This is a genomic window from Streptomyces boncukensis, from assembly GCF_011045075.1.
Taxonomy (GTDB): Bacteria; Actinomycetota; Actinomycetes; order Streptomycetales; family Streptomycetaceae; genus Streptomyces; species Streptomyces boncukensis.
Window position 1 is genome coordinate 1 of the sequence record NZ_JAAKZZ010000054.1, and the last position, 24,073, is coordinate 24,073.

Sequence of the window (24,073 nt, forward strand, 5' to 3'; positions counted from 1 at the left end):
CTCCGTGCCCGCCCCCGACCCCCGCCTGACCAACGACGACCTCGCACCGGCCGCCGAGCGCAAGTGGAAGGTGTTCGACCTCTTCGCGATGTGGATGTCCGACGTCCACAACCTCGGCAACTACACCTTCGCCGCCGGCCTGCTGGTGCTCGGCCTGAGCGCCTGGCAGATCTTCACCTCGCTGCTCCTGGGCTTCGTGATCATCTACCTCGGCATGAACCTGATGGGCCGCCTCGGACAGCGCACGGGCGTCCCGTTCCCGGTCGTCAGCCGGATCAGCTTCGGCGTCTGGGGCGCCAACATCCCCGCGCTGATCCGCGCCGTCATCGCCATCATGTGGTATGGCATCCAGACCTACCTCGCCTCCGTCGCCGTCAACGTCCTGTTGCTGACGGCCGTCCCCGGCCTGGAGCCGTGGACCCGGCACGGCTTCCTCGGCCTGGACGCGCTCGGCTGGTGCTCCTTCCTCGCGCTGTGGGCGATGCAGGCCCTGATCACCACCCGCGGAATGGAGGCGGTCCGCAAGTTCCAGGACTTCTGCGGGCCCGCCATCTGGCTGGTGATGATCGTGCTCGCGGTGTGGATCCTGGCGAAGGCCGGCTGGTCCATCCCGCTCACCACCAGCCCCGAGCCGGTCTCGACGGGAGAGCAGGTCCGGCAGTGGTTCGGCGCCGTCGGCCTCGTCCTGTCCATCTACGGCACCCTGATGCTCAACTTCTGCGACTTCTCCCGCTTCGCGCCCGACCAGCGCACGGTCCGGCGCGGCAACTTCTGGGGCCTGCCCGTCAACTCCACCGCCTTCCTGCTGCTGACGGTGGTCGTCACCGCGGGCAGCATGAAGGTGTACGGGGAGGCCATCACCGACCCCGCGGAGCTCATCGCCAAGGTCGACAACACCGCGGCGCTCGTCATCGGCGCCCTCACCTTCGCGATCGCGACCATGGGCGTCAACATCGTGGCCAACTTCGTCTCACCGGCCTACGACCTGGCCAACGTCTGGCCGCAGAAGATCAGTTTCAAGGTCGGCGGACTGATCAGCACTATCGCCGCGCTGCTGGTCACCCCGTGGAACCTCTACTCCAGCCCGGCCGTGGTCAACTACTTCCTCGGCGGCCTGGGCGCCTTCCTCGGCCCGCTGTTCGGCATCATCATCACCGACTACTACCTGATCCGCCGCCGCCAGGTGGACGTCGACCGGCTCTTCAGCGCCGACCCCGCGGGACCGTACTACTACCGGCGCGGCGTCAACCCCCGGGCGCTGGCCGTCTTCCTGCCCACGGCCGGTGCGAGCGCGGTGATCGCCCTGGTCCCGTTCTTCGAACTGGCCGCCCCCTACTCCTGGTTCATCGGCACGGCGGCCGCCGCCGTGCTCTACGTCCGAGTGGCGCGCGACCGCGCCGGAAAGGCCGTCTGAGCCCCATGCATCTGCTGCTCACCAACTGCAACACGACCGAGGCCATGACCAAGGACATCGTGGCGGGCGCCCAGGAGGCCGCGAGCCCCGGCACCACCGTCACGGGCCTCACCCCGGCGTGGGGGCCGGAGTCCGCCGAGGGCTGGCTGGACAGCTATCTGTCCGCCGCCGCCGTGCTCGACCTGCTGCGCGGCCACCGCGAGCTGTACGACGCGGTCGTCCTCGCGGGCTTCGGCGAACACGGCCGCGAGGGCGCCCGCGAGCTGCTGGACGTGCCCGTGGTGGACATCACCGAGGCCGCCGCCCACCTGGCCTGCCTGCTCGGCCGCCGGTACGGAGTGGTCACGACCCTCGACCGCACCCGGGGCCAGATCGAGGACAGCCTGCACACCGCGGGCGTGGCCCGGAACTGCGCGGCCGTCGTCGGCACCGGCTTCAGCGTCCTCGACCTCGCCGATGTGAAGGAGCGGACCTCCGCCGCCTTCCTCGCCGCCGCACGGCAGGCCCGCGAGGCCGGCGCCGAGGTCCTGGTCCTCGGCTGCGCGGGGATGACCGGACTGCAGCGCCTGCTCGGCCGCGAGCTGGACATGCCGGTGGTCGACGGCGTCGCCGCCGCGGTACGCCTGGCGGAGTCGCTGGTCGGACTCGGGCTCACCACCAGCCGCGCCGGGAGCTACGCGAAGCCCCTGGCCAAGCGGCGCGACTGGGGCCCGCCCGGCGCGTGACCGAGCGGACGCGCCGCGCGGCGGGGTGTGGCCCGGGGGCGGTGGAAGGGCCACCTGCCCACCGCCCCCGGGCCACGGCCTGAGGGGCGGTCAGCCCTGGCGGCCGGGGAGTTCCTGGCGGACCGCGCGTGCGGCGGCGACCAGGTTCTCCAGCGACGCGCGGGTCTCGGGCCAGCCGCGGGTCTTCAGACCGCAGTCCGGGTTGACCCACAGCCGCTCGGGCGGTATGGCCTCAAGTCCCTTGCGCAGCAGCGCCGTTGCCTCCTCCGTACTGGGGACGCGCGGCGAGTGGATGTCGTACACCCCGGGCCCGGCCTCGCGCGGGTAGCCGTGGCCGGCCAGTTCATGGGCGATCTGCATATGGGAGCGGGCGGCCTCCAGGCTGATGACGTCGGCGTCGATGTCGTCGATGGCCTGGACGATGTCGCCGAACTCGGCATAGCACATATGGGTGTGGATCTGCGTGGCCGCGCGCACCCCGCCGGTGGACAGCCGGAACGCCTCGGTGGCCCACCCCAGATACGCGTCGCGGTCGGCGGCGCGCAGCGGCAGCGTCTCGCGCAGCGCGGGCTCGTCCACCTGGATCACCGAGGTCCCGGCGGCCTCCAGGTCGTTCACCTCGTCCCGCAGCGCGAGGGCGACCTGGCGCGCCGTGTCCCCCAGGGGCTGGTCGTCGCGGACGAAGGACCAGGCGAGCATGGTGACCGGCCCCGTCAGCATGCCCTTGACGGGACGGGAGGTCAGCGACTGGGCGTAGGTCGTCCAGCGCACGGTCATCGGCTCGGGCCGGGAGATGTCCCCGGCGAGGATCGGCGGGCGTACGTAGCGGGTGCCGTAGGACTGCACCCAGCCGTGCTGCGTGGCGAGATATCCGGTGAGCTGCTCGGCGAAGTACTGCACCATGTCGTTGCGTTCGGGCTCGCCGTGCACCAGGACGTCGATGCCCGCCTTCTCCTGGAAGGCCAGCACGTCGCGGATCTCGGTCTTGATGCGCTCCTCGTACGCCGCCGTGTCGATCCGCCCGGCGCGCAGCGCGGCCCGCGCGGTGCGCAGCGCGGTGGTCTGCGGGAACGAGCCGATGGTGGTGGTCGGCAGCAGCGGCAGGCCCAGCTGGTCCCGCTGCGCCGCCGCGCGTTCGGCGTACGGCCGGTCGCGGCGGGTGTCGGCCTCGGTGACGGCGGCGGCCCGCGCCCGGACCGCCGGGTCGTGGGTGAGCGCGGAGGCGCTGCGCGAGGCCAGGTCCGCGCGGTTGGCGGACAGCTCCCCCGCGATGGCGTCGGTGCCCTGGGCCAGCCCCCTGGCGAGGGTGACGATCTCGGAGGTCTTCTGCCGCGCGAACGCCAGCCAGCGCAGCACCTCCGCGTCGATGTCCCGCTCGGCCGCGGCGTCGAGCGGGACGTGCAGGAGGGAGCAGGAGGCGGACACATCGACCCGGTCGGCCAGTCCGAGGAGGGTGCCGAGGGTGGAGAGCGACGCCGGAAGGTCGTTGATCCAGATGTTGCGGCCGTTGACCACCCCGGCGACCAGGCGCTTGCCGGGCAGGCCGCCGACGGCGGCGACGGCGTCCAGGTTGGCGGCGGCGGCCTCGGTGAAGTCGATGGCCAGCCCGTCGACGGGGCTCTTGGCCAGGACCGGGAGGGCGTCCCCGAGACGGTCGAAGTACGAGGCGACGAGCAGCCTGGGGCGGTCGTCGAGCCCGCCGAGCTCGCGGTAGGCGCGGGCCGCCGCCGCCAGCTCCTGCGGGCCGCGGTCCTGGACGAGGGCCGGCTCGTCGAGCTGCACCCACTCGGCCCCCGCGGCCCGCAGGTCGGCCAGGACCTCGGCGTAGACCGGCAGCAGCCGCTCCAGGAGGCTCAGCGGCTCGAAGCCGGCGGCGACCCCCGGCGCGGGCTTGGCCAGCAGCAGATAGCTGACCGGGCCGACGAGGACCGGCCGGGCGGTGAGGCCCAGGGCGAGGGCCTCCTTCAGCTCGGCCACCTGTTTTGCGGAGTTCGCGGTGAACGAGGTGTCCGGGCCCAGCTCGGGGACGAGGTAGTGGTAGTTGGTGTCGAACCACTTGGTCATCTCCAGGGGGGCCACGTCCTGGGTGCCGCGGGCCATGGCGAAGTAGCCGGCCAGCGCGTCGGCCTCGACGGCCGCGCGGTGGCGTTCGGGGACGGCGCCCACCATGACGCTGGCGTCGAGCATGTGATCGTAGTACGAGAAGTCGCCGGTCGGCACCTCGTGGATGCCGGCGTCGGCGAGCTGGCGCCAGTTGGCCGCGCGCAGCTCTGCTGCGGTCCGGCCCAGGGCCTCGGCGGTGACGCGGCCCTTCCAGTAGCCCTCGACGGCCTTCTTCAGCTCCCGGTTCGGGCCCTGCCGGGGGTAGCCGTACACGGTGGCCCGTGCTGCCGCGGCTGCGGACTTCGCTGTCACGGAGATCTCCTTCACGAGATGTCTCGTCGGATCCCGGGACGGGACGAGAACGTGAAGGGGACAAACAGCGGCGGCGGTGGTGTGACGCGCGGCATGCGCCGGTCCGCCTGATGTGTTCGCCGACCTGCCCTCGAGGTCACCGGGATGTCCGCACACGCGTCGACGCGTGCGGGCAACGGGCAGGTCTTCGGACTCGCGGGCGTGCCTGCCGGTGACCGGATGCCGGTCCCGGCGGGCTCCTACTGGCCGTCGCTTCCCGGGCCCACGGTGGGCTCAGTGCTGATGACGGCGGTCGTTCCCGCTCACCGCTGCGGGGCAGTCCCGGACTTGCACCGGGTTCCCTCTTGCGACGCGTCCACCTGGCGGGTGGGGCGAACCAGTTGCACCGCCAGCCTAGACGGAGATCCCCGCGCGTGGGTAGTGCACCCGGCCGCGCGTGACGCGGAGGACCGCCCCGGAGCGGCCCTCCGCGTCACGCACGGCGGCACCCCGGGCGGCCCCCGGGGCCCGCCGCTTGCGGGCTCAGGGCCGGGCCACGACCTGCGCGGCGGCCGGCGCGAGGACCCTCCGCCGGCCCTGCCCTCCCGACCGAGCCCAGCACCCGGGCCCTGCACCGGCGTTCATCAGGCAAGTGCGTTGTCGGGCAACGAGGTGTCTGCTGCTTTCGGCCGCGGGACTGGTGGGCTCGCATGTTGAGGTGTCGCGTATTCCCCGTGCCGATGTGGGCACCGGGGGACGGGGGGGACGGCACCCGGCTGGTGCCGACCTCTCCCGAGCCCGGATCACTTGCGAAGCCGAGAACGGTACTCGCCCGGGGTGGTGCCTCGAGCACGTCTGAAGGCACGGCTGAAAGCGTGCGGAGAGCCGTATCCGACCGCGCCGGAGATCGACTCGACCGGCTCATCGGTGTCGCGGAGCCGGACGGACGCCAGGTCGATGCGCCACTGCGTCACGTACGCGCCCGGCGTCTGTCCGAGGGCGGACCGGAAACGCCTGGACAGCGTCGCCCGGGAGACGCTCGTCGCGGCGGCCAGGGTTTCCGTGGTCCAGGGGTGTTCCGGTCGGGCGTGGACACATGCCAGAGCGTCGCGCACGACCGGATCACGCATCGCTCCCAGCCATGAGCCGGACTGCTCCTGCGGGCGGCGGGCCAGCCAGGCGCGTACGAACTGGACGAGCAGAAGGTCGACGATACTGTTGATGGCGGCGGTGGTGCCGATCTGCGGCTGTGCGAGCTCAGCAGCGAGAAGTTCGACGGTCCTTCTGAGCTGCGCGTTCTCCCGGGCTGTGACGTGCATCGGCCGAGCGAGGGAGGTGAGCACCGGTGTGCGCACCTCCGGGTCCTGCTCGTAGTGCAGGACGATCACTTCCGTCTGCACCGGCGCCGAGCCCAGCCGCAGGGCCCGGCCATCGCCGAAAGCCCGGGCCGCCTCTTCCCGGTCGCAGGAGCCCATCGTCACGCCGGCGCCGCCGGCGATCCCGTGTGCGGTGCCCGGCGACACCAGGACGGCGTCGCCGGCCTGCACCTGAAGAGGATTCTCGCCTGGGACGTGGAGCCACACAGTGCCGCGGGACACCACGTGCAGTGCCGCTCCTGGAGAGGAGCCCAGCCACAGGCCCCAGGTTCCTCCGGCCTTCAGCACGACCCCGAGCGCCCCACGCGCACCCGAAACACGCAAGACCTCCGCCAGCCCATCCATGGGTCCATTCTCGTCCACCGCCGCGCACCGCCGCGCACCGCAGCCGATCGGCCGATCGGTCGATCGGCCGACGACGCAGGTGTCCTCGTCCACAGCTTCAGGCCACGTCAAGAACGACCTTTCCGTGCACCTTTCGCGCGAACAGCGCCTGGACGGCGTCGCCCACGTCCTGCCAGTCGCCTCGCAGTCCGACCGGTGCCGAGAGCCTCCCGGCGGCCATGAGGCCCAGCAGGTCCGTCAGCTCCCCGCCGGTCGGCGTCATGTCGCCGTAGGTGGCGATGCCGCGGGGCTCACCGAAGCCGAACAAGGCCCCTGACGGGAACGTGGTTTCCTGCCCCGAGGAGTAACCGACCAGGTGGATGGTGCCGCCTTCGGCGAGGGAACTCCACGCCTGGGCCACCAGCGGCCCGCCGACCGTGTCCAGGACGAGGTCGAACCGGTCCCCGGTCTCGGCCAAGTCGGTCAGGACCCTGTCGGCGCCGAGTTCACGGAGTCCGGCGGCCCGCTCCGGCGAACCGACGAGTGCCGTCACCCGGGCGCCCGCCAGCGCCGCCAGCTGGACGGCGAAGTGCCCCACGCCCCCGCTGGCGCCGGTGATCAGCACGTCGCGCGCCAGCAGGGAACGCTTGCGCAGCACCCGGAATGCGGTGACCCCGGCGATCCCCAGCGCGGCGGCGTCGGCCAGGTCCACGCCCTCGGGGACGGTGCCGAGCGAGGCGGGGCTGACTGCCGCCCGCTCCGCCCACGCGTGGGGAGCCATTCCCACTGCGACGCGCGTACCTTCGGGCGGCCCCGAGCCGTCGGATGCGGCGCGCACCACGACGCCGGCCGCGTCGTGACCGTGCACAGCGCCGGCCGGCCACTGGTGCACGTAATTCAGCTCTCCGAAGTTGAGACAGATGTGCCGTATCTCCACCAACGCCACACCGGTGGATGGTACGGGCTCATCGACATCGGCGAACCGGACGGGTCCGGCCTCACTGTGATCGACCACAAGGGCGCGCATAGGGGGTGTGTTTCCTTGTCTCGTGGATGTGCCTGAACACTCGGCGCGGCAACAGATCGAGTGCGCGAATGCCGCACTGCCGCCTTCTTGGAACCCTACGCAGGACCGGGACAGCGACCAGCCCCGTGCGAATCAATCAGTTGACGATCTGTGTCAGTGCGGCTCACGGCGCGTCGAGCGCCTGCTCACCGAGGTCGGAGGCACCTGGGCCCGCGCCCCCGGCGACCACACACGGTGACACCAGGCCCGGCCTCAACGAGGAATACGCGACACCTCAGCCGGGGTCCTGCACAGGTCTGGAGGCACGTGGAGGCAGGGGTCTCCTCTGGTCAGGCCGCGGGAACCAGGAATCCGGCGGGGGTCCAGGCGCCGACCGGCTCGGTGGTGCGGCGGCGGAAGGTGCGCCGGCGGGGTCGCTCGCCGTTCCAGGCGAGTGTGTCGAGCCATTTCATGATCTTGCGGCGATTCGCATGGGCGAGCTGGTAGGCCGGCAGGATCGTCTGGGCCCCGATGCCGCGGACGCGGCGGGAGCCGGCGGCTTCGATGGCCTCGCCGGGAGGGTTCTTGGCGTATCCGTGGTAGCTCTCGACGCTGTTGCGGAGCCGGAAGTAGACCTTCTGCCACTCCTTGCTGCCGTACTCCAGGACCTGCCAGTGCTTGGCGCCTGCTTCCGGGGCGCTGGTCACGGAGCGCTGCCGGCAGATCTTCACCGGGCCGGCAGCTGCCCTCGACGAGGATCGCTCCGTGGGTCCGGTCCTGCTTGCCGAGCTGGTCGCCGCGGTAGTCGTAGACCGGCTTGTAGCCCATGGCGCGGATGGGGAGCTGCCCTTCCCCGGCGTCGGAGTTGTTGTAGGCGCGGTCGGCGGCGACGTAGCCGGGTGCGTAGCCGCGGCTGCGAAGGCGCGTCAGGGGCTGTACGCCGTTGGGCCGGGGTTGGGGGTGCCGCCGTCGAGCAGGGCATCGCCGTGGGTGGTGTCGCGGGCGACGACGAGGTGGGCGTCGTAGCCGAACAGGTACTTCGTCTTCAGGGAGACCTTCTTGTCCCGTCCGGCCACCGCCTCGTTGGCCTTGCCTTTCCTGCCCTGTTTGCGGGGAGGCCGGATGACCGTGGCCAGGGAGCTGTCGTCCGGGTCCTTGTGATCGCCTTCGCGTACGTACCAGCCGGCGTCATCTGGGGCTGCGGGCACTACGCCACCTTCACCGCGCTCGCGGCAGTCGGCGGTGCGCTGTCCGTGCTGCTCGGCCAGAGCGCCGGGGAGGAGGCCGCGCTTCCTGGGTCGGGCATGGCGTTGACCCTGGCCGTGCACGGCGGTCGCCGCCTTCCTGGCTCTGGAGATCGTGACGCGAACCAGGGGAGCGGGCCGGCTCACACCGTGACGCGGTGCCGGGCCCCGGGTAGCTGACCAGGGCTCCGCACCACGACGGCCGATCCGTGCAGCGGGTCAGCCCGCCCGGTAGCGGGTGGCGAGTACCGGGCTCTGGCCGCCGAAGGCGGCCAGGTCGGCGGTGAAGACGTCATCGAGGAGCCGGCGGTCCTCGACGCCGGGGGCGATGACGGTCTCGCCGAGTTCGATGCCGCGCAGTGCGCCGGTGACGAGGTCTTCGGCGCTCATCCGGGGCACGGCGCTGGCGTCGATGCCCTGGGCGGCGTGGAAGTTGGTGGCCACGATGCCGGGGCAGACCACGTGGGCCTGCACTCCGGTGCCCTCCAGTTCGGCGCTGAGGGTCTGGGTCATGGCGACGAGGTGGGCGAGGGTTCCGGCGTAGACGGCGCGGCGGGGCATCACGGAGGGGCCCGCGGGGCCGCTGAAGGCGATCATGCCGGCGATGTTGACGATGGTGCCCTTGCCGCGCTGCTGCATGCCGCCGACCGCGGCGCGCATCAGCAGGGTGGGTGCGAGAACCTTGACGTTGACCACTTCGCGGGCCTGGTCCGCGGCGAGGTCGGCCAGTGGCATGTAGTGGGAGACGCCGGCGTTGTTGATCAGAATGTCCACCGGCTCGACCGCACAGGAAGCGGCGACGGCGTCGATGCCCTCCACTGTCGACAGATCGGCCGCAATCGTGCGGACCTTGACCTGGGGGTGGGCGTCGGCGAATTCGTCGAGGCCGGACTGGGTGCGGCCGACAATGATCAGATCGTGGCCGTCGGCAGCGAGGCGCTCGGCGAAAACCTTGCCGATACCGGAGGTGGCGCCGGTGACCAGGGCGAGGCTGTTCGTGCTCATGAGGGGGTGGTCCTTTCGCGGTCTGTCTCAGGCGGACGGGATACGGGCCTGGCGGAGCCAGGTCATTTCTTCGCGGTACTGGGCTTGGACGGCTTCGGGCCGGTCGTCGCCGAGGTGGTCGTCCCCGACTGGGAAGCCCCGGCGGTTGAGATCCCAGGCCAGGCACCGGTAGGAGGGCCGGTAGGCGGCCAGTTCCTGCGGGTCGATGTTCAGGCGGGTGTTGGGCAGGGCGGGAGTGATGGTGTCCTTTTCGTAGACGGAGGTGATCCGCACGATCCTCCACACGCCATCGGCGCCCCGCTGGGCCCGGTATTGCGAGCGGCAGGAGGAGGCGATGTCGGCCTCGACTCCGTCGACGTCGACGCGCCGTTCGATGACCAGCGGCAGCTCTGCCAGTGCACGGTCGCCGTGGACGCGCACCGCGGGTGGCCCCAGGTGGTGCACCGCCAGGTCGCCGCGCTGGGCTGTGGCCTGTTGGGTGTGGCGTACGAATCCGGCGCCGCTGCCGGTGTACCAGCTCATCACCACGACACAGTCGTCGGCGAAGCAGGCGGCCATCTCCTCGTACCAGCCGCGGTCGCGGCTCTGCCGCTCGCGCAGCACCAGCTGGGTGACTTCTTCTGCGGACATGACGGAACCTCTTTCCGGGGCCGAGCGGCGGTCAGGGATTGAGGTGGCCGATGAGCGCGGGCAGGCGGTGGGCGCCGGACAGGCCGCGTGCGGTGAGTGCGGCGGCGTCGATGCCCGCCTCACGCATGGCCTGGTCGAACAGCTTCATGTCCAATGCCTCGACGCCGGAAAGGTGCTCGACGTTGTCGGGAGCGACCATCGCGGGGGTATCCGGGGTGCTCAGCAGGTTCAGAGCGGTGCTGGACGCGCTGCCCAGCCTCAGCACAGCGATCAGCCGGCCCACGTCCATCTTCAGCTCAGCAGCCAGGTTCACGATGTCGGCGATGGCGGCCTGGTTCATCATCAGCAGAGCGTTGTTGAACAGCTTCGCCAGCTGCCCGGCCCCGGTGGCGCCGAGGTGAACGACGTGTCCGGAGAAGGAGTCGAAGATCTTCTCGCACCGTTCGGCGACCGGGCCCGGCCCGCCGACCATGGTGGTCAGCCGATGTTCCTCGGCTGCCGGACGGCCTCCGCTGACCGGTGCGTCAAGGACCTCGACCCCGGATGCGGCACCCATGTCGCTGAGCCGCACGGCCGCGCTGGGCAGGCCCGTGCCGTGGTTGACGACGACCGATCCCGGACGCAGCGCCTCCAGCAGCTGCCCGGCCAGCTGCAGCACGTCCCCATCGGTGCCGACGCACAAGGCGACGATGTCGCACGCGGCCGCCAGGTCCTGCACCGTGTCGTGGCGGACGTACGGCACTCCGCTCAGTCCGTCCAGGGAGGCAGGCCGTCGGGCCCAGGCATGCAGCGGGAAACCGGCCTCTGCGACCGCCCTGGCCATGGGCAGGCCCTGATCGCCCAGACCGATCCAGCCGACGACAGGGCCCGTGGATGTTCCTGTGTCTGTCATGCCCCCACGGTGTAGGCAAATGGGAAGAGCAGGTAGTAGACTCTCTTTCCTAGGACTACCAGTGCCAGGCATGCCTTCTCGGCGATAAGCCACACTGTCCGGTATGGCTACGACAGAACTCGGCGCAGCCCTGCGCCGCTGGCGCGACCAGGTATCACCCGAGGCAGCGGGGCTACCCGCGGGCGGCCACCGGCGGGCCGCAGGTCTGCGGCGCGAGGAGCTGGCCCAGCTGGCCGGCATCTCCGTCGACTACATCACCCGCCTCGAACAGGGCCGGGCCACCAACCCCTCCGCCCAGGTCATCGAAGCTCTCGCCCGAGCCCTGCGCCTGGAACCCGGCGAACGTGAACTTCTCTTCCAGCTCTCCGGACTCGCCGTGCCCGGACCCGACACTGTCCCCCGCCACATCACCCCCGGCGTCCACCGCATCCTCGACCGCCTGAACAGCACGCCTGTCGCCGTCTACGACGCCACCTGGACCCAACTGCTCGCCAACCCCCTCTACACCGCCCTCATAGGGGACTGGCACGGCCCCGACCGCAACGCCGCCTGGCGCGCCTTCATCACCTCCACCACCCGCGTGCGCCACACCCCCGAGTCCAACGGCGCCCTCCAGCAACTCCTCGCCGCCGACCTGCGCCGCACCGCCGCCCTCTACCCCAGTGACCCAGAACTTGCCGATCTCATCACCCAACTGCGGCGTCGCAGCCCTCGCTTCGGCGACCTATGGGACACCGACGCCACCGCTGAACATCAGGCCAGCCGCAAAACCATCGACCATCCCACCGTCGGCCCTCTCACCCTGGACTGTGACGTGCTCCATGTCGCGGGCAACCACCTGCGCATCATGTGCTACACCGCTGAACCCGGCACCGAAGACGCCGAACGACTCTCCTTCCTCGCCGTCATAGGGACCCAGGCCCTCACCGGCTGAAGCGGCTCGCTGCTGTCAATCACCGCCGGCTCCGAGCTCCACCAGCGGCATCCGATCGTGAGGGCACGAGGTAGCACACCCCAGCTCCCGGTGGCGGGCCGCGCAAGCACCAGATACTGGTTTCCCAGTCGGCCGATAAGCGGGGAGAGCTGGAGGGGCGGCAAGGCGAGCTCACGCCGCAGGTAGCGAACGGCCGCCCTGCGCGGTCGCTCGTCGCTGAGCAAGGGGACGGTCGGAACGGTCCATCCCGACTGGCCCGCCGTCGCGCACGCGCTGAGTGGACCGATCATCTGGTCGCCGGGAAGCGGGGAAAGGGTTGTCACTCAGTCCGGTGGTCTTCCGCTGAGCAGCGGATTCGCTTGATCGATGCGCCGAAGGATCTCGGGCATGGGATCAAACAGTCAGCCATCACCCCGGACCCGAGCCGCCACCCGCACAATCCCAGGCAGACCACACCGCCCTCCACTCCGGCCGACGCGCCGCAGCCGCTTCCGGGCGAGCCCCTGGCCGGCTGGGTGGCCGCAGTAGCCCGCCACCGGGACGTCGACACCATCAAGATCTTGAGGGAATGGCGCATCCAGCAAGCCGGCTCTCTGTCGCTGGCGCAAACGAGGCTTCCGCCGGCGACGGCCCGCCGGATTCACCGCCTCACCGGTATCGCCGAGGGCCGACCCCGGACGAACGGATGCCCACGCCCGCCTCTCCGCCGACCGGGAGGTCAGGAGGGCCGCAGTGTCGCGGCGGCGATCTCCAGGAAGTCGCGCACCAGCTTCTCGCGCCGGTCCGCGGGGGCGGCCAGGCACACCTCGGCCCCCTCGGCGTCCGTGACGGGGAGGGAGACGAGGTCGGGGCGGGAGTAGGAGCGCACAACGCTCAGCGGAACGAGCGCGATGCCGTGCCCGGAGGCAATGAGCTCGAACTTCTCTTCGAGGGAGTGGGTCCGCCGCCTCGGTATGTCGAGCATCCGCTCGCCGGCGAGGTCCGCCGAGGTGAGCTCGTCCCGGCACGCCAGCGGGTGTGTCGCCGGCATGCAGGCGACCCGGGGCTCCTGGCCGAGGGGGACGATGCGCAGCCCCGCCTCGTTGAACGGCCGCCGCAGATACCCGACGTGCGCCCGGCCGTCCCGGAGCGGTGCGTCCTGCTCCCGCCAGTGGGCCGGGACGACATCGGTCTCGACGTCCGGGTGGCGCGCGGCGAACGCCCGGAGCGCGTCCGAGACGTGCAGGCCGGAGGAGAAGGCGACAGCGAGCCGCCGGACGCTCCGGTCGGCGTCGTGCACCCGCCGCATCGCCGTGGCGACGGCCGCGAGGATCCCCAGCGCCTCCTCGTAGAGCTGCTTCCCGGCGGCGGTCAGTTCCACGCTGCGAGTGGTCCGCACCAGCAGCGTGCACTCCAGCTCCCGCTCGAACGCCCGGATCTGACGGCTGAGCACGGGCTGGGCGATATAGAGCTGTTCCGCCGCCCGGCCGAAGTGCCGGCGCTCGGCCACCGCGACGAAGTAGCGGAGCTTGCGCAGATCGAGATCCATGCCTGTACGGTATCAATGGCCCGGGAAGGGTATTGGACGCTGCGGACGGGCGGCGCCGAGACTCGAAACATGATCGTCATCACCACACCCACCGGCCAGATCGGCGGCCGGCTCCTGGACATCCTGCTGGACGAGGCCCCCGCCCGCGGCGAAGAGCTGCGCGTCATCGTGCGCGACCCCGGGAAGCTTCCCGACGCGGTCCGCGCCCGCGTCGACGTCGTCACCGGATCGCACGACGACGCCGAGGTCACAGACCGGGCCTTCACCGGCGCGGACGCCGTCTTCTGGCTGGTCCCGCCGGACGCGCGGGCACCGAGCGTGGACGCCGCGTTCTCCGGGTTCACCCGCGCCGCCGCGAAGGCGTTCACGGCCCACGGCGTGGGACACGTCGTCGGCGTCTCGGCCCTCGGCCGCGGCACCCCCGTCGCCGGCCGCGCCGGGCTGGTCACAGCGTCGCTGGCCATGGACGACCTGATAGCGGGTACCGGCGTGGCCTACCGGGCGCTCGCGAACCCGACCTTCATGGACAACCTGCTCTGGCAGGCGGCGTCGATCCGCGACCACGGCGTGCTCACCGAGACCGTCGCCGCCGACCGCGCGGCACCGAGGGTCGCCATCCGGGACATCGCGGCGGCCGCCGCCCGGCTGCTGCTCGACCGCTCGTGGACGGGTGCGGGCGAGGTCCCGGTGCTGGGCCCCGAGGACCTCTCGCCGAACGACATGGCGCGCATCGTCTCCGAGGTGCTCGGCCGCCCGGTCCGCTACGAGCGGCAGCCGCCGGACGACTTCCGCGCCGCGCTCACCGCACGCGGCGTCGGGGACGCGTTCGTCGACGGCTACGTCGACATGATGCGCTCCAAGGACGAGGGCCTCGACGCGGGCGTGCGGCGCACCCCGCAGAACGCGAGCCCGACCACCTTCCGCGCATGGTGCGAGGAGGTCCTGAAACCGGCCGTCGAGGCATGACCGCCGCGGCCGCTCTCCGGAGCGCGCCGCCGGGGTGTCAGCAGCGCGCCGTAGACTCCGCCGTGTGACGGCCACTCTCACCTCCGCGGACGGGCGGGACCAGCGCGCGGCGCGGCCCTCCCGGCGCCCGCGCCTCGCGCGCTCGCTGCCCCGGCTGCTTCCGGCCGGTGCGGCGGCGCTGTCCGGAGCGCTGCTGTACCTGAGCTTTCCGCCGCGTCCCCTGTGGTGGCTGGCCGTGCCCGCCGTGGCCGGGCTCGGCTGGTGCCTGCACGGCCGGAGCTGGAAGGCCGGGCTCGGACTCGGCTTCGTCTTCGGGCTCGCGTTCCTGCTCCCGCTGCTGTCCTGGACGGGGGAGGACGTCGGTCCGCTGCCCTGGCTGGCGCTCGCCGTGGCCGAGTCGCTGTTCGTCGCCGTCACGGCCGCCGGTGTCGCCCTCGTCTCGCGGCTGCCCCTGTGGCCCCTGTGGGCCTCGGGCGTGTGGATCGCGGGCGAGGGGCTGCGGGCCCGCTTCCCCTTCGGCGGCTTCCCCTGGGGCAAGCTCGCCTTCGGCCAGCCCGAGGGCCTCTTCCTGCCGCTCGCGGCGCTCGGCGGGACCCCGCTGCTCGGCTTCGCGGTCGTGCTGTGCGGCTTCGCGCTGACCGGCCTGGGCCTGCTGCTCGCCGCCGGGCGCCGGGCCCGCGACCGGGCGGTGTGGGCGGTCGCCGCGCTGGTCGCCGCGCCCCTGGCCGCGGGGGCGGCGGCCGCGCCGCTGGTCGGCACCGGCGCCGAGAAGGGCACCGCCGAGATCGCCGTCGTCCAGGGGAACGTCCCGCGCATGGGGCTGGACTTCAACGCCCAGCGCCGCGCGGTCCTGGACAACCACGTACGGGAGACCAGACGGCTGGCCGAGCGGGTCAGGGCGGGCAAGGCCCCGCAGCCCGACCTGGTGCTGTGGCCGGAGAACTCCTCCGACATCGACCCGTACACCAACCGGGACGCGCGGGCGGAGATCGACCAGGTCGCCAAGGAGATCAAGGCCCCGATCTCGGTGGGGGCCGTCACCGACCCCGGCCGCGGCGGACCCCGCAACCGGCAGATCCTGTGGGACCCCGAGACCGGGCCCGGCGCCGTCTACGACAAGCGGCACCTCCAGCCCTTCGGCGAGTACATGCCCTACCGGGGTTTCTTCCGGCACTTCAGCTCCGACGTCGACCGGGCGGGCAGCTTTGTGCCCGGCGACAAGACGGCGGTCTTCGACATGGCCGGCACCAAGGTCGGCCCCGTCACCTGCTACGAGGCGGCCTTCGACAGCACCGTCCGCGACCAGGTGCGCGCGGGCGCGCAGGTGCTGTCGGTGCCGAGCAACAACGCGACGTTCGGACGCAGCGAGATGACGTACCAGCAGCTCGCCATGGACCGGGTGCGGGCCGTCGAGCACGGCCGGGCCGTGCTCGTCCCGGTCACCAGCGGCGTGAGCGCCGTGATCATGCCGGACGGGCGGATCGTCCAGAAGACCGAGCTGTTCACGGCCGACGCGCTGGTGGCCGACGTGCCCCGGCGCAGCTCGCTGACCCCGGCCACCCGCCTGGGCACCGCACCCGAACTCGTCCTCCTCGCCGTCGCCGCCGGGGGCCTCGGCTGGGCCGCGGCCCGAGCGGTCAGGGCCCGCCGCGGCGGCGAGTGACACGGCCGGGCGATCGCCGATTGTCCAATGACAATAGATTGACCATTAACTGATTGTACAGTTACGTTCCCCGCATGGCGGATACTCTCGGAGCGTTGCTCTCGGTGAACGTCGGGGATGCGAAGCCGATGTTCGTCCAGGGGGAGACGGTCCTCACGGGCTTCGACAAGCGCCCCACGGACGGCGCGGTGCGGGTCGAGGCGGGCGGGCTGGTCCCCGACGACCACGTGGACGACGCGGCGGACCCGGACCGCGCGCTGCTGTTCTACCAGCGCGACTCCTACGACAGCTGGGAGCGCGAGCTGGGCCGGACGCTTCCGTACGGCACCTTCGGCGAGAACCTCACCTTCGAGGGCCCGGCCGACGAGGAGGTCGCGCTCGGTGACGAGCTGCGGGTCGGCACGGTGCGTCTGCGGGTGACCCAGCCGCGGATCCCGTGCCGGAAGATGGCCGTCCGCCTCGGCGAGGAAGACTTCCCGAACCGGTATCTGCGCAGCGGGCGGCTGGGCTTCTTCTGCCGCGTCCTCGAAGCCGGCGTGGTGCGGCCCGGGGACCGGGTCGAGCGGGTGCGGCGGGGCGGGGACGGCATGTCCGTGGCCGATCTGGCCCGCATCCTGCATCGCGAACGGCCCGATGCCGGGTCCCTGGGCCGGGTGCTGGGCTGTACCGGGCTGCCGCCGGCCCTGCGCCGCAGGGCCGAGCGGATGCTGCGGCGTGCGCGGGGGGAGGACGGGGACTGGCCCGGCGACCGTACGCTGGTCGTCACGGCGCGGCGCCGGGAGGCGGCCGAGGTGGTCTCCTTCGACCTGGCCGACCCTGAGCGCGCCCGGCTGCCGGATGCCGAGGCCGGACAGTTCCTGACGCTCTCGCTGGACGTTCCGGGGGTCGACAGTCCCGTGGTCCGGACCTACACCGTGGTGGGGCGCAGCGATGACGGGGCGGGCTACCGCATCGCCGTCAAGCGCGAGCCCGCCCCCGCCGAAGCGCCGGACGCTCCCGCCGGACTCGCCTCGGGGCATCTGCACACCGCCGTCGGGCAGGGCGCGCGCCTGCGGGCGCGGTCGCCGCGCGGCCGGTTCGTCCTCGCGCCGGGCGAGCGGCCCGTGGTGCTCGTCAGCGCGGGCATCGGCATCACGCCGATGCTGGCCATGCTCGGCCGGCTCGCCGCGCAGGACGGCGCTGACGGCGAGGGCGGCGAGGACGGCCGGACCGGGCGCACGGTCCACTTCGTCCACGGTGCCCGCTCGTCGCGCGAGCTGGCCTTCGGCGCACAGGTGCGCGCCCTGGTCGCCTCCCGCGCCGGGCTGCACAGCCACCTGCTGTTCAGCCGCCCCGCGCCCGGGGACGTCCTGGGGGAGCACTTCGACGAGGCCGGACGGCTGACGGCGGCCACGCTGGAGCGGGTCCTCCCCTCGCTGGACGCGGACTACTACGTGTGCGGGCCCGCCGGCTTCATGGCGGACATCGTCACCGGCCTGGTGGAGCGGGGCGTCCCCGCCGAGCAGGTGCGCTACGAGTTCTTCGGCGCGGCCCGTCCGCTGTTCGGCGACGAGGCGGGGGAAGGCGCCGGTGCCGTGGTGGCGGACGGCGACGGGCGGCCGGTCACCGTGACCTTCGCCCGCTCCGGGATCACCGTTCCCTGGCGCGAGAACACCTTCAGCCTGCTCGCCCTCGCCGAGCAGGCCGGGCTGCGTCCCGAGGCGTCCTGCCGCACCGGGCTGTGCGGGACGTGCGTGGCCCGGATCGACGGCGGCCGGGTCGACTACGCGATCACCCCCCTGGACGAGGCGCCGCCCGGGCAGGTCACCGTGTGCTGTGCGCGCCCGGCCACGAGCGTCATGATCGACCTGTGACGGAAAATCGGTCCGTCAGCGGGGCCCGCCGGGCGGCGGACCCTTGAGGAGGGGAGTGAGATGACGGCCGATCCCAGCCTGTTCGCCCGGCTGCTGGCCGAGGACGAGCACAGCGCACCGGCGTACCGGCGCATCACCCAGGCGATCGCGACCGCCGTGACGACCGGCCGGCTGGCGGGGGGCGACCGCCTGCCCACCCACCGCGAACTGGCCCGCGAGCTGGGCGTCTCCGTGCCCACCGTCAGCCGCGGCTACCGCGAGGCCGAACAGCAGGGGCTGATCAGCAGCACCGTCGGCCGCGGAACGTTCGTCACCGGCGTCTCCGGCATCCCCCAGCTGCGCGAAGCGCCGGGCGGCGCGCAGGACGCCGGCCCCCGGCAGCTCGACATGGCGGTCAACGCGCCCGCCCGGGGGATCCACGACGACCTGCTGCGCCGGGCCCTGACCTCCATCGCCTCCACCGCGGCCCCGGACGGCCTGCTGGGCTACGAGCCCGACATCGGCACGTACGAACAGCGGCTCGCCGCCTGCGCGTGGCTGGCCCGCGGCGGCCTGGAGGCCGGGCCCGGACAGGTGGCGATCTGCCACGGCGGCCAGCACGCCCTGCTGGTCGCGTTCGCCGCCGCGCTGAGGCCCGGTGAGACGCTGCTGACCGAGGCGCTGACCTATCCCGGGGCGAAGTCCGCCGCCCAGATGCTGGGCCTGGGCCTGCAGGCCGTTGCGATGGACGGACACGGGCTGGTCCCCGAGGCGCTGGACGCGGCGTGCGGTCCGGCCGAGGGGCCCCGGGCGCTGTACTGCATGCCCACGGCCCACAATCCGACGGCCATCACCCTCTCGCCCGAGCGCAGGCAGGCCATCGTCGAGGTCGCCCGCCGCCGCGACCTGCTGATCATCGAGGACGATGTCTTCGGGCTGCTCGAAGGGGACGCGGCCCCGACCCCGCTGGCCGCCCTGGCCCCCGAGCGCACCCTGTATCTGACCAGCCTGTCCAAGACCCTCGCGCCGGGGCTGCGCGGCGGCGTCCTCGCCGGCCCTCCCTCGATGGCCGACCGCATCGGCGCCCTCATCCGCGCCAGCGTCTTCAACCCCTCACCGCTGGCGAACGCGGTCGTCCTGCGCTGGCTCACCGACGGCACAGCGGACCGGCTCCTGGACTGGCAGCGCGAGGAGATGGCCCGCCGCCGGGAGGCGGCCGAGCAGCTGCTGCGCCCCCACCCCGCCGTCGCCCGCGTGCGGAGCGCCGCCCTGCACGCCTGGGTCGAACCGCACGAACCCTGGAGCGCGTCCGAGGTGGTCACGCTCGCGGAGGGGCTGGGCATCGCCATCAGCCCCACGCCGTACTTCTCGGCCACGGAGCAGACCGTTCCGCGCGGCGTCCGGCTGTGCCTGGGCAACGCGGCCGACGTCGGCGCCCTGACATCCGCCCTGCGGACCCTGGCCGACGGTCTGGAGCGCGGCCGGCCCACCTGGGCCTCGACCACCCGCGTCTGACCTCCCCGAGCCGCTTCGAGCAGGCGGTGAACCTTCCCGGTCACGGCACTGGCCCGGCTCGGCCACCTTTCTCAGGAGGCGGTGCAGCGCGGTCCGCTCCTCCTCCGAGAGACCCGCGGTGAGCTCTTCGGAGACGTGCCGCGCCGGTCGCCCGGCGCGGGGGCGCGCTCGACGAAGCCGGCCTTCTCCAGGTCGCCGACGAGCGACACGATCGCGCTGGGGTCGTAGCCCAGCCGCGTGCTCAACTCCCGCTGCAGCGCGCCCTCGACGGTGGCGAGATAGCGCAGCAGCGCGTAGTGCCGCAGCCGCAGGCCGTGCTCCTGGAGCGCCGCGTTGAAGAGCTGCCCGGAGCGCAGCCCGAGCGCCGGCCGCGGCCTCGGCCTCGCCTACGCCACGGCGCTCGCCCGCGCCGGGGCCCACATCGTGGTCAACGACCTCGACCCGGCGCTCGCCGAAGAGGCCGCTGCGACCGTCGCCGAGGCCGCGGGCGACAGCGGCGGGCGCGCCGTCGCCCAAGCCGCTGCCGTGGGCGGCGCCGAGGCGCCGACCCGCTCGTCGCCCGCGCCGTCGAGGAGTTCGGACGGCTGGACGTCCTCGTCGCCAACGCGGGCATCCTCCGCGACCGGGTGCTGTGGAAGATGACCGACGACGACTTCGACGCCGTCCTCACCACCCATCTGCGCGGCACGTTCACTTGCGCCCGCGCCGCCGCCGTGCGGATGCGTGAGCAGGGCGAGGGCGGCTCGCTGATCCTCGTCGGCTCCCCGGCCGGGCAGCGCGGGAACTTCGGACAGACCAACTACGCCGCGGCCAAGGCCGGTGTCGCCGCCACCGCCATGACCGGGACCGTGCCCGCCTTCGCGCCGTACGTCGAGGCCCTGCGGCAGGGCACGCCGCTGCCCGGCTTTCTGCGCCGGGGCGAGGGGTTCGGGACCCCGGAGGACTGCGCCGGGCTCGTGCCCTTCCTCGCCTCCGGCGCGGCACGCGAGGTGACCGGGCAGTGCGTCGGCATCGGCGGCGACCGGCTGACGCTCTGGTCGCACCCGCAGGAGGTGGCCGTCGCCTTCGCGGACGGCGGCTGGAGCCCCGGAGCGCTCGCCGCTGCCTGGCACACCACGGTCGGCGCCGCGCCGCAGAGCGTGGGCATCCCGGCCCCCGGACACCCCAGGAGTGAGCGCCATGGGCAACGGCACGATGGACATCAGCGCCCTCACCGCCATCGACGTGCACACCCACGCCGAGGTGTCGGTCCGGGGCCACGCCCTCGCTGGACGACGAACTGCACGCCGCCTCCAGCGCGTACTTCAGGGTCGAGGGCGACCGCAAGCCCACCCTGGACGAGATCGCGGCCTACTACCGCGAGCGGAACATGGCCGCCGTGGTCTTCACCGTGGACGCCGAGTCCGCGACCGGCACTCCGCCGGTGCCCAACGAAGAGGTCGCCGAGGCCGCGGCTGCTCACCCGGATGTGCTGATCCCCTGGGCAGCAGCACCTGGATCGGCATCACCCAGTCCCGGGTCGACACCTTCGCCGACGCCACCGGCGACCACCAGTGGATCCACACCGACCCCGAGCGCGCCGCCTCCGGCCCGTTCGGCGCTCCCGTCGCGCACGGGTACCTCACGCTCTCGCTGTTCATCCCGCTCTTCAGCGAGCTGCTCATCGTCCGCGGCGTCACCACCAAGGTCAACTACGGCCTGGACAGGGTGCGCTTCCCCGCCCCCGTCCAGGGCGGCGACCGCGTCCGGCTGACGGCGCGGCTCGCGTCCGCGGACGCGGTGCCGGAGGGCGGGGTGCAGATCGCGGTCGACGGCACGGTCGAGATCGACGGCGGCGCCAAGCCCGCGGCTGTGCTGCGCAGCCTCTCCCGGTTCTACGCGTAGGGCGGACACCCGCGTCCCCCGCAGGGCCGTGCCCCGAAGGGGCGCGGGGAACTGCGCGACCGGCCCCATCGCGCCCGCACCCTGCAGGGAACAGCAAGGGTCGCCCCGGCCCAGGAGGATCCGCCGGATCAGCCGAACCGCAGGATGCGCGGGGCGAAGGTGCCCTCGGGGCCGCCGGCGCGGCCGAGGGACCACACCGTGGCGGTGCCCGGCACCGGCGCCAGCCGCAGCGTCGAGGAACGGCCCTCCCCGGGCACCGCCGGTTCGCTGTGCTCGGTGAACGACTCCCCGTCCCAGGCGAGGAAGTCAGGGCCGGGGACGAGCGGCGGATCGCTGCCCGGCGGGCCCCACTTCTGGGAGCGGGCCACCGAGACCCAGGCCGGCGCGCCGGACGCGGCGGGCGCCAGCGAGGTGACCGAGCCGAAGTCGGTGGGCAGGCTCACCCGGCTCCACTCCTGCCCGTCGAAGCGGACGAGCAGGGGCGGAATCGGGCGGCCCGGCGGGCCGCCGACGAACCCGCCCGTGCCGCCCGCCCACACCTCCGTCGGCGAGACCGCCAGCACACTGCTCACGGCCGACCGCGGGTACCCGTCCACGATCGTCTGCTGCCACTCCTGGCCGTTCCAGTGCGACACGGCCGCGGTCGCGTTGGTGGAGCCCGCGGCCCACACGTCGTCGGCCGCCAGGATGTGCAGGCCGTAGACGGCCCCCGGTGGCGCCGGCACATCCCGCCAGGCGCCCCCGTCCCTGCGCAGCAGGACCCGAGCGCCGTCCCGCGAACCGATCAGCCAGGTCTCACCGCCGCCGCTGACGACCCTGGTCAGGGCGACACCGCGGGGCGGCCGGCGCTCGTGCCAGGCGGTGCCGTCGAAGCGCAGCAGGCGGGCACCGCCCGCCGCGTCGCGGCCGACCGCCCAGACCGCGGCCGGCGAGGTCGCGGCGACGGACAGCAGCTCCCCCTGCCAGCGGACCCCGGGCAGACTCTGGCGCTGCCAGGCGGACCCGTCCCAGCGCAGCATCAGCGGGAAGCCCGGCGCCTGGCGGCCGACGGCGTCCGCGCCCACCGCCCACGCCCGGTCGGGGCCGAACGCCACGGCCTCGTTCAGCGCGGCTTGCGGACGCACCTGCGCCGGGACGGGAACGTGCTGCCAGGAGGGGGCGTCCGCCGCGGCCGGGCTCAGGACCGTCACCATGGCCATGGCGAAGGCGAGGGCCGTGACGAGAAGTCGGCGTGTCATGGTCAGCCCCCCAGACGCTCGCTCATCAGGTTCGCTTTCGAGCCGTAGATCTCGGCAGTCCCGAAGGACATCAGCGAGAACCCGGCCCTCGCCAGGACACGCGGCTCGACGTTGATCGCGTTCGTGCGCTCCGGGCCGTAGGAGTAGGTGGCACGGGAGCCGTTCACCCGCACGTACTTCGACTGGAAAGCGCGGTCGCTGCGCACCGGAAGCCACAGCGCGCCGTCCGGACCGCGCACCATGGCCCTCGTGTAGGTGTCGCCCAGCGGCGGGTAGGCGGTGCGCCAGGAGCGCCCGTTCCCGGTCATCAGGTAGGTGCGGCCCACGCCGTCGGTGTCCTGGCTGCCGCCGATCGTGACCCGGCCGGACGGTTCGGGCAGGATCGTGTGCACGTTGCTGTTCGCCGGCAGCGGCACCTTCGCGTCCCGCCAGGCCGTGCCGTCCCAGTGCAGGACGGCGGTACCGGTCCTGGTGCCCGTCCAGGCCCAGACGTCGGTGGCGGTACGCGCGCGGATCCCCATCAGATACAGCACGCCGTCCGGAGTGGACTGCGCCGTCCAGCCGGACCCGTCGTAGTGCAGCACCTTCAGCCCGGTGCTGTCCTCGCCGACCACCCACGCGGCACCCGGTACCGCCGTGAAGTCCTGGTAGGTCCACAGGGTCTGCGGCAGCGGTACGGAACTCCACCCTCCTGCCGACCGGCGCAGGATCTCCCCCTTCCCCGCGCGGTTGTGGAAGATCCACACCTCGGAGCCGACGAACTGCACCCTGCCGAGGCGGCCCGGCTCACCGGCGCCGGGGAAGGAGGTGTCCCGGCTCCACGCCCTGCCGTTCCACCGGTACAGCATCGGCCGCATGCCGTCAGCGGCGCGCTCGGATCCCGTCGCCCACGCCTCGCGCGGGCCGCGCGAGGCGAGATCGAACACCGACACCGGCGGGGACGCCGCGGGCACCGGCAGCGCCGACCAGCCCGGCCTGGCCGCCGCGGCCGGTGACACCGCGGCGGCCGGTGACACGACCGCGGTGCACGCGAGCACCAGGCAGACGACGAGCGCACGGAGACCGTTCACGAGACCTCCCAGAACGCGAAGGCCGCACAGATTAACGACGTTCACCGACCGTGGACAGACCGCATTCGGCCGAACACCCGGCCGCACACCCGGACGACCATCGCGGCGCTACGGTTGATCCGCATGACCCACACCGACATCGAGATCACGGCGGAGCTGGTCCGGGACCTGCTGCGCGACCAGCACCCGGACCTGGCCGATCACCCCGTGGAGCTCGGCGCCCGCGGCTGGGACAACCAGCTGTGGCGCCTCGGCGACGACCTCGCCGTCCGGCTGCCCTGGGCGACGCCGTCCGCGGACGCGCTGCTGCGCAAGGAGCACACCTGGCTGCCCGGCCTCGCCCCGCACCTTCCGCTGCGGATCCCGGTCCCGCAGCGCCTCGGCGAGCCCTCCGAGCGGTTTCCACGGCCCTGGACCGTCACCACCTGGGTGC

The 24,073-nt window shown here is 72.8% G+C and carries 20 protein-coding genes, 3 pseudogenes and 1 riboswitch; of the genes and pseudogenes, 11 read left to right on the top strand and 12 right to left on the bottom strand.

The annotated features are described in order from the left end of the window. Positions 1–4 precede the first annotated feature (4 nt). Entirely contained in the window at positions 5–1,414 is a 1,410-nt protein-coding gene (locus G5C65_RS08180) for a cytosine permease (RefSeq protein ID WP_165297997.1), read from the top strand. A 5-nt stretch (positions 1,415–1,419) separates the two neighbouring features. Beyond that, positions 1,420–2,139, top strand: a complete 720-nt coding sequence (locus tag G5C65_RS08185) for an aspartate/glutamate racemase family protein (protein WP_165297983.1) — start codon at positions 1,420–1,422, stop codon at positions 2,137–2,139. Positions 2,140–2,229: 90 nt separating this feature from the next. On the opposite strand, the gene metE is transcribed toward G5C65_RS08185, so the two are convergent. The 8 genes from metE to G5C65_RS08220 all read right to left on the bottom strand — a co-directional run bounded on the left by metE (position 2,230) and on the right by G5C65_RS08220 (position 11,010). Next, on the bottom strand, positions 2,230–4,554 hold the full coding sequence (gene metE / locus G5C65_RS08190; protein WP_165297984.1) for a 5-methyltetrahydropteroyltriglutamate--homocysteine S-methyltransferase: 2,325 nt from the start codon (positions 4,552–4,554) through the stop codon (positions 2,230–2,232). 161 nt (positions 4,555–4,715) lie between these two features. Continuing rightward, positions 4,716–4,950: riboswitch (cobalamin riboswitch) on the bottom strand. A gap of 386 nt (positions 4,951–5,336) precedes the next feature. Beyond that, positions 5,337–6,254, bottom strand: coding sequence for an AraC family transcriptional regulator (locus G5C65_RS08195; RefSeq protein ID WP_165297998.1), 918 nt, complete (start codon positions 6,252–6,254; stop codon positions 5,337–5,339). Positions 6,255–6,351: 97 nt separating this feature from the next. After that, a complete protein-coding gene (locus G5C65_RS08200) occupies positions 6,352–7,260 on the bottom strand; it encodes a zinc-binding dehydrogenase (RefSeq protein WP_165297985.1) in 909 nt (302 codons plus the stop codon). 329 nt (positions 7,261–7,589) lie between these two features. Next, a complete protein-coding gene (locus G5C65_RS38440) occupies positions 7,590–7,946 on the bottom strand; it encodes a hypothetical protein (protein WP_206441375.1) in 357 nt (118 codons plus the stop codon). A 219-nt stretch (positions 7,947–8,165) separates the two neighbouring features. After that, positions 8,166–8,447, bottom strand: coding sequence for a hypothetical protein (locus G5C65_RS38445; RefSeq protein WP_206441376.1), 282 nt, complete (start codon positions 8,445–8,447; stop codon positions 8,166–8,168). A 255-nt stretch (positions 8,448–8,702) separates the two neighbouring features. Further along, complete coding sequence (locus G5C65_RS08210) at positions 8,703–9,488, bottom strand: SDR family NAD(P)-dependent oxidoreductase (RefSeq protein ID WP_165297986.1); 786 nt, start codon at positions 9,486–9,488, stop codon at positions 8,703–8,705. Between the two features lie 27 nt (positions 9,489–9,515). Beyond that, entirely contained in the window at positions 9,516–10,118 is a 603-nt protein-coding gene (locus tag G5C65_RS08215) for a nuclear transport factor 2 family protein (protein WP_165297987.1), read from the bottom strand. Positions 10,119–10,149: 31 nt separating this feature from the next. After that, positions 10,150–11,010 carry an NAD(P)-dependent oxidoreductase gene (locus tag G5C65_RS08220; RefSeq protein WP_165297988.1) on the bottom strand — a complete coding sequence of 287 codons (861 nt, stop codon included), beginning with the start codon at positions 11,008–11,010 and terminating at the stop codon, positions 10,150–10,152. Positions 11,011–11,113: 103 nt separating this feature from the next. Between G5C65_RS08220 and G5C65_RS08225 the strand changes: the two genes are divergently transcribed. After that, on the top strand, positions 11,114–11,944 hold the full coding sequence (locus G5C65_RS08225) for a helix-turn-helix transcriptional regulator (RefSeq protein WP_165297989.1): 831 nt from the start codon (positions 11,114–11,116) through the stop codon (positions 11,942–11,944). Between the two features lie 718 nt (positions 11,945–12,662). Here G5C65_RS08225 and G5C65_RS08230 read toward each other — a convergent pair. Next, complete coding sequence (locus G5C65_RS08230; RefSeq protein WP_165297990.1) at positions 12,663–13,472, bottom strand: LysR family transcriptional regulator; 810 nt, start codon at positions 13,470–13,472, stop codon at positions 12,663–12,665. Between the two features lie 69 nt (positions 13,473–13,541). Between G5C65_RS08230 and G5C65_RS08235 the strand changes: the two genes are divergently transcribed. The 4 genes from G5C65_RS08235 (at position 13,542) to G5C65_RS08250 (ending at position 19,448) form a co-directional block, all read left to right on the top strand. After that, positions 13,542–14,438 carry an NAD(P)H-binding protein gene (locus G5C65_RS08235; RefSeq protein WP_165297991.1) on the top strand — a complete coding sequence of 299 codons (897 nt, stop codon included), beginning with the start codon at positions 13,542–13,544 and terminating at the stop codon, positions 14,436–14,438. 64 nt (positions 14,439–14,502) lie between these two features. Continuing rightward, a complete protein-coding gene (lnt, locus tag G5C65_RS08240) occupies positions 14,503–16,101 on the top strand; it encodes an apolipoprotein N-acyltransferase (protein ID WP_165297992.1) in 1,599 nt (532 codons plus the stop codon). Positions 16,102–16,175: 74 nt separating this feature from the next. After that, entirely contained in the window at positions 16,176–17,954 is a 1,779-nt protein-coding gene (locus G5C65_RS08245) for an MOSC domain-containing protein (protein ID WP_165297993.1), read from the top strand. Positions 17,955–18,014: 60 nt separating this feature from the next. Then, positions 18,015–19,448 (top strand): aminotransferase-like domain-containing protein, encoded by a 1,434-nt coding sequence (locus tag G5C65_RS08250; RefSeq protein WP_165297994.1) that lies wholly within the window; start codon positions 18,015–18,017, stop codon positions 19,446–19,448. A gap of 51 nt (positions 19,449–19,499) precedes the next feature. Here the strand turns inward: G5C65_RS08250 and G5C65_RS08255 are convergent. Further along, positions 19,500–19,804, bottom strand: a pseudogene (locus G5C65_RS08255) (MarR family winged helix-turn-helix transcriptional regulator); the annotation flags it as partial. On the opposite strand from G5C65_RS08255, the pseudogene G5C65_RS08260 reads away from it, so the two are divergent. From G5C65_RS08260 to G5C65_RS39075, 3 genes and pseudogenes are all read left to right on the top strand, one after another. Further along, a pseudogene (locus G5C65_RS08260) lies at positions 19,782–20,620 on the top strand (SDR family NAD(P)-dependent oxidoreductase); the annotation flags it as partial. The pseudogenes G5C65_RS08255 and G5C65_RS08260 overlap by 23 nt on opposite strands. A 22-nt stretch (positions 20,621–20,642) precedes the next feature. Beyond that, positions 20,643–20,937, top strand: a pseudogene (locus G5C65_RS39070) (4-hydroxyphenyl-beta-ketoacyl-CoA hydrolase); the annotation flags it as partial. Then, positions 20,928–21,332: a MaoC family dehydratase gene (locus G5C65_RS39075; protein ID WP_241265643.1), complete on the top strand. Its 405-nt coding sequence runs from the start codon at positions 20,928–20,930 to the stop codon at positions 21,330–21,332. The pseudogene G5C65_RS39070 and the gene G5C65_RS39075, both read left to right, overlap by 10 nt. 128 nt (positions 21,333–21,460) lie before the next feature. On the opposite strand, the gene G5C65_RS08270 is transcribed toward G5C65_RS39075, so the two are convergent. After that, positions 21,461–22,570: a hypothetical protein gene (locus G5C65_RS08270; RefSeq protein WP_165297995.1), complete on the bottom strand. Its 1,110-nt coding sequence runs from the start codon at positions 22,568–22,570 to the stop codon at positions 21,461–21,463. Positions 22,571–22,572: 2 nt separating this feature from the next. Further along, positions 22,573–23,640, bottom strand: a complete 1,068-nt coding sequence (locus tag G5C65_RS08275; RefSeq protein WP_165297996.1) for a hypothetical protein — start codon at positions 23,638–23,640, stop codon at positions 22,573–22,575. Positions 23,641–23,763: 123 nt separating this feature from the next. Here G5C65_RS08275 and G5C65_RS08280 point away from each other — a divergent pair. After that, on the top strand, positions 23,764–24,073 hold a 310-nt coding region (locus tag G5C65_RS08280; RefSeq protein WP_338146282.1), incomplete at its 3' end, for a phosphotransferase.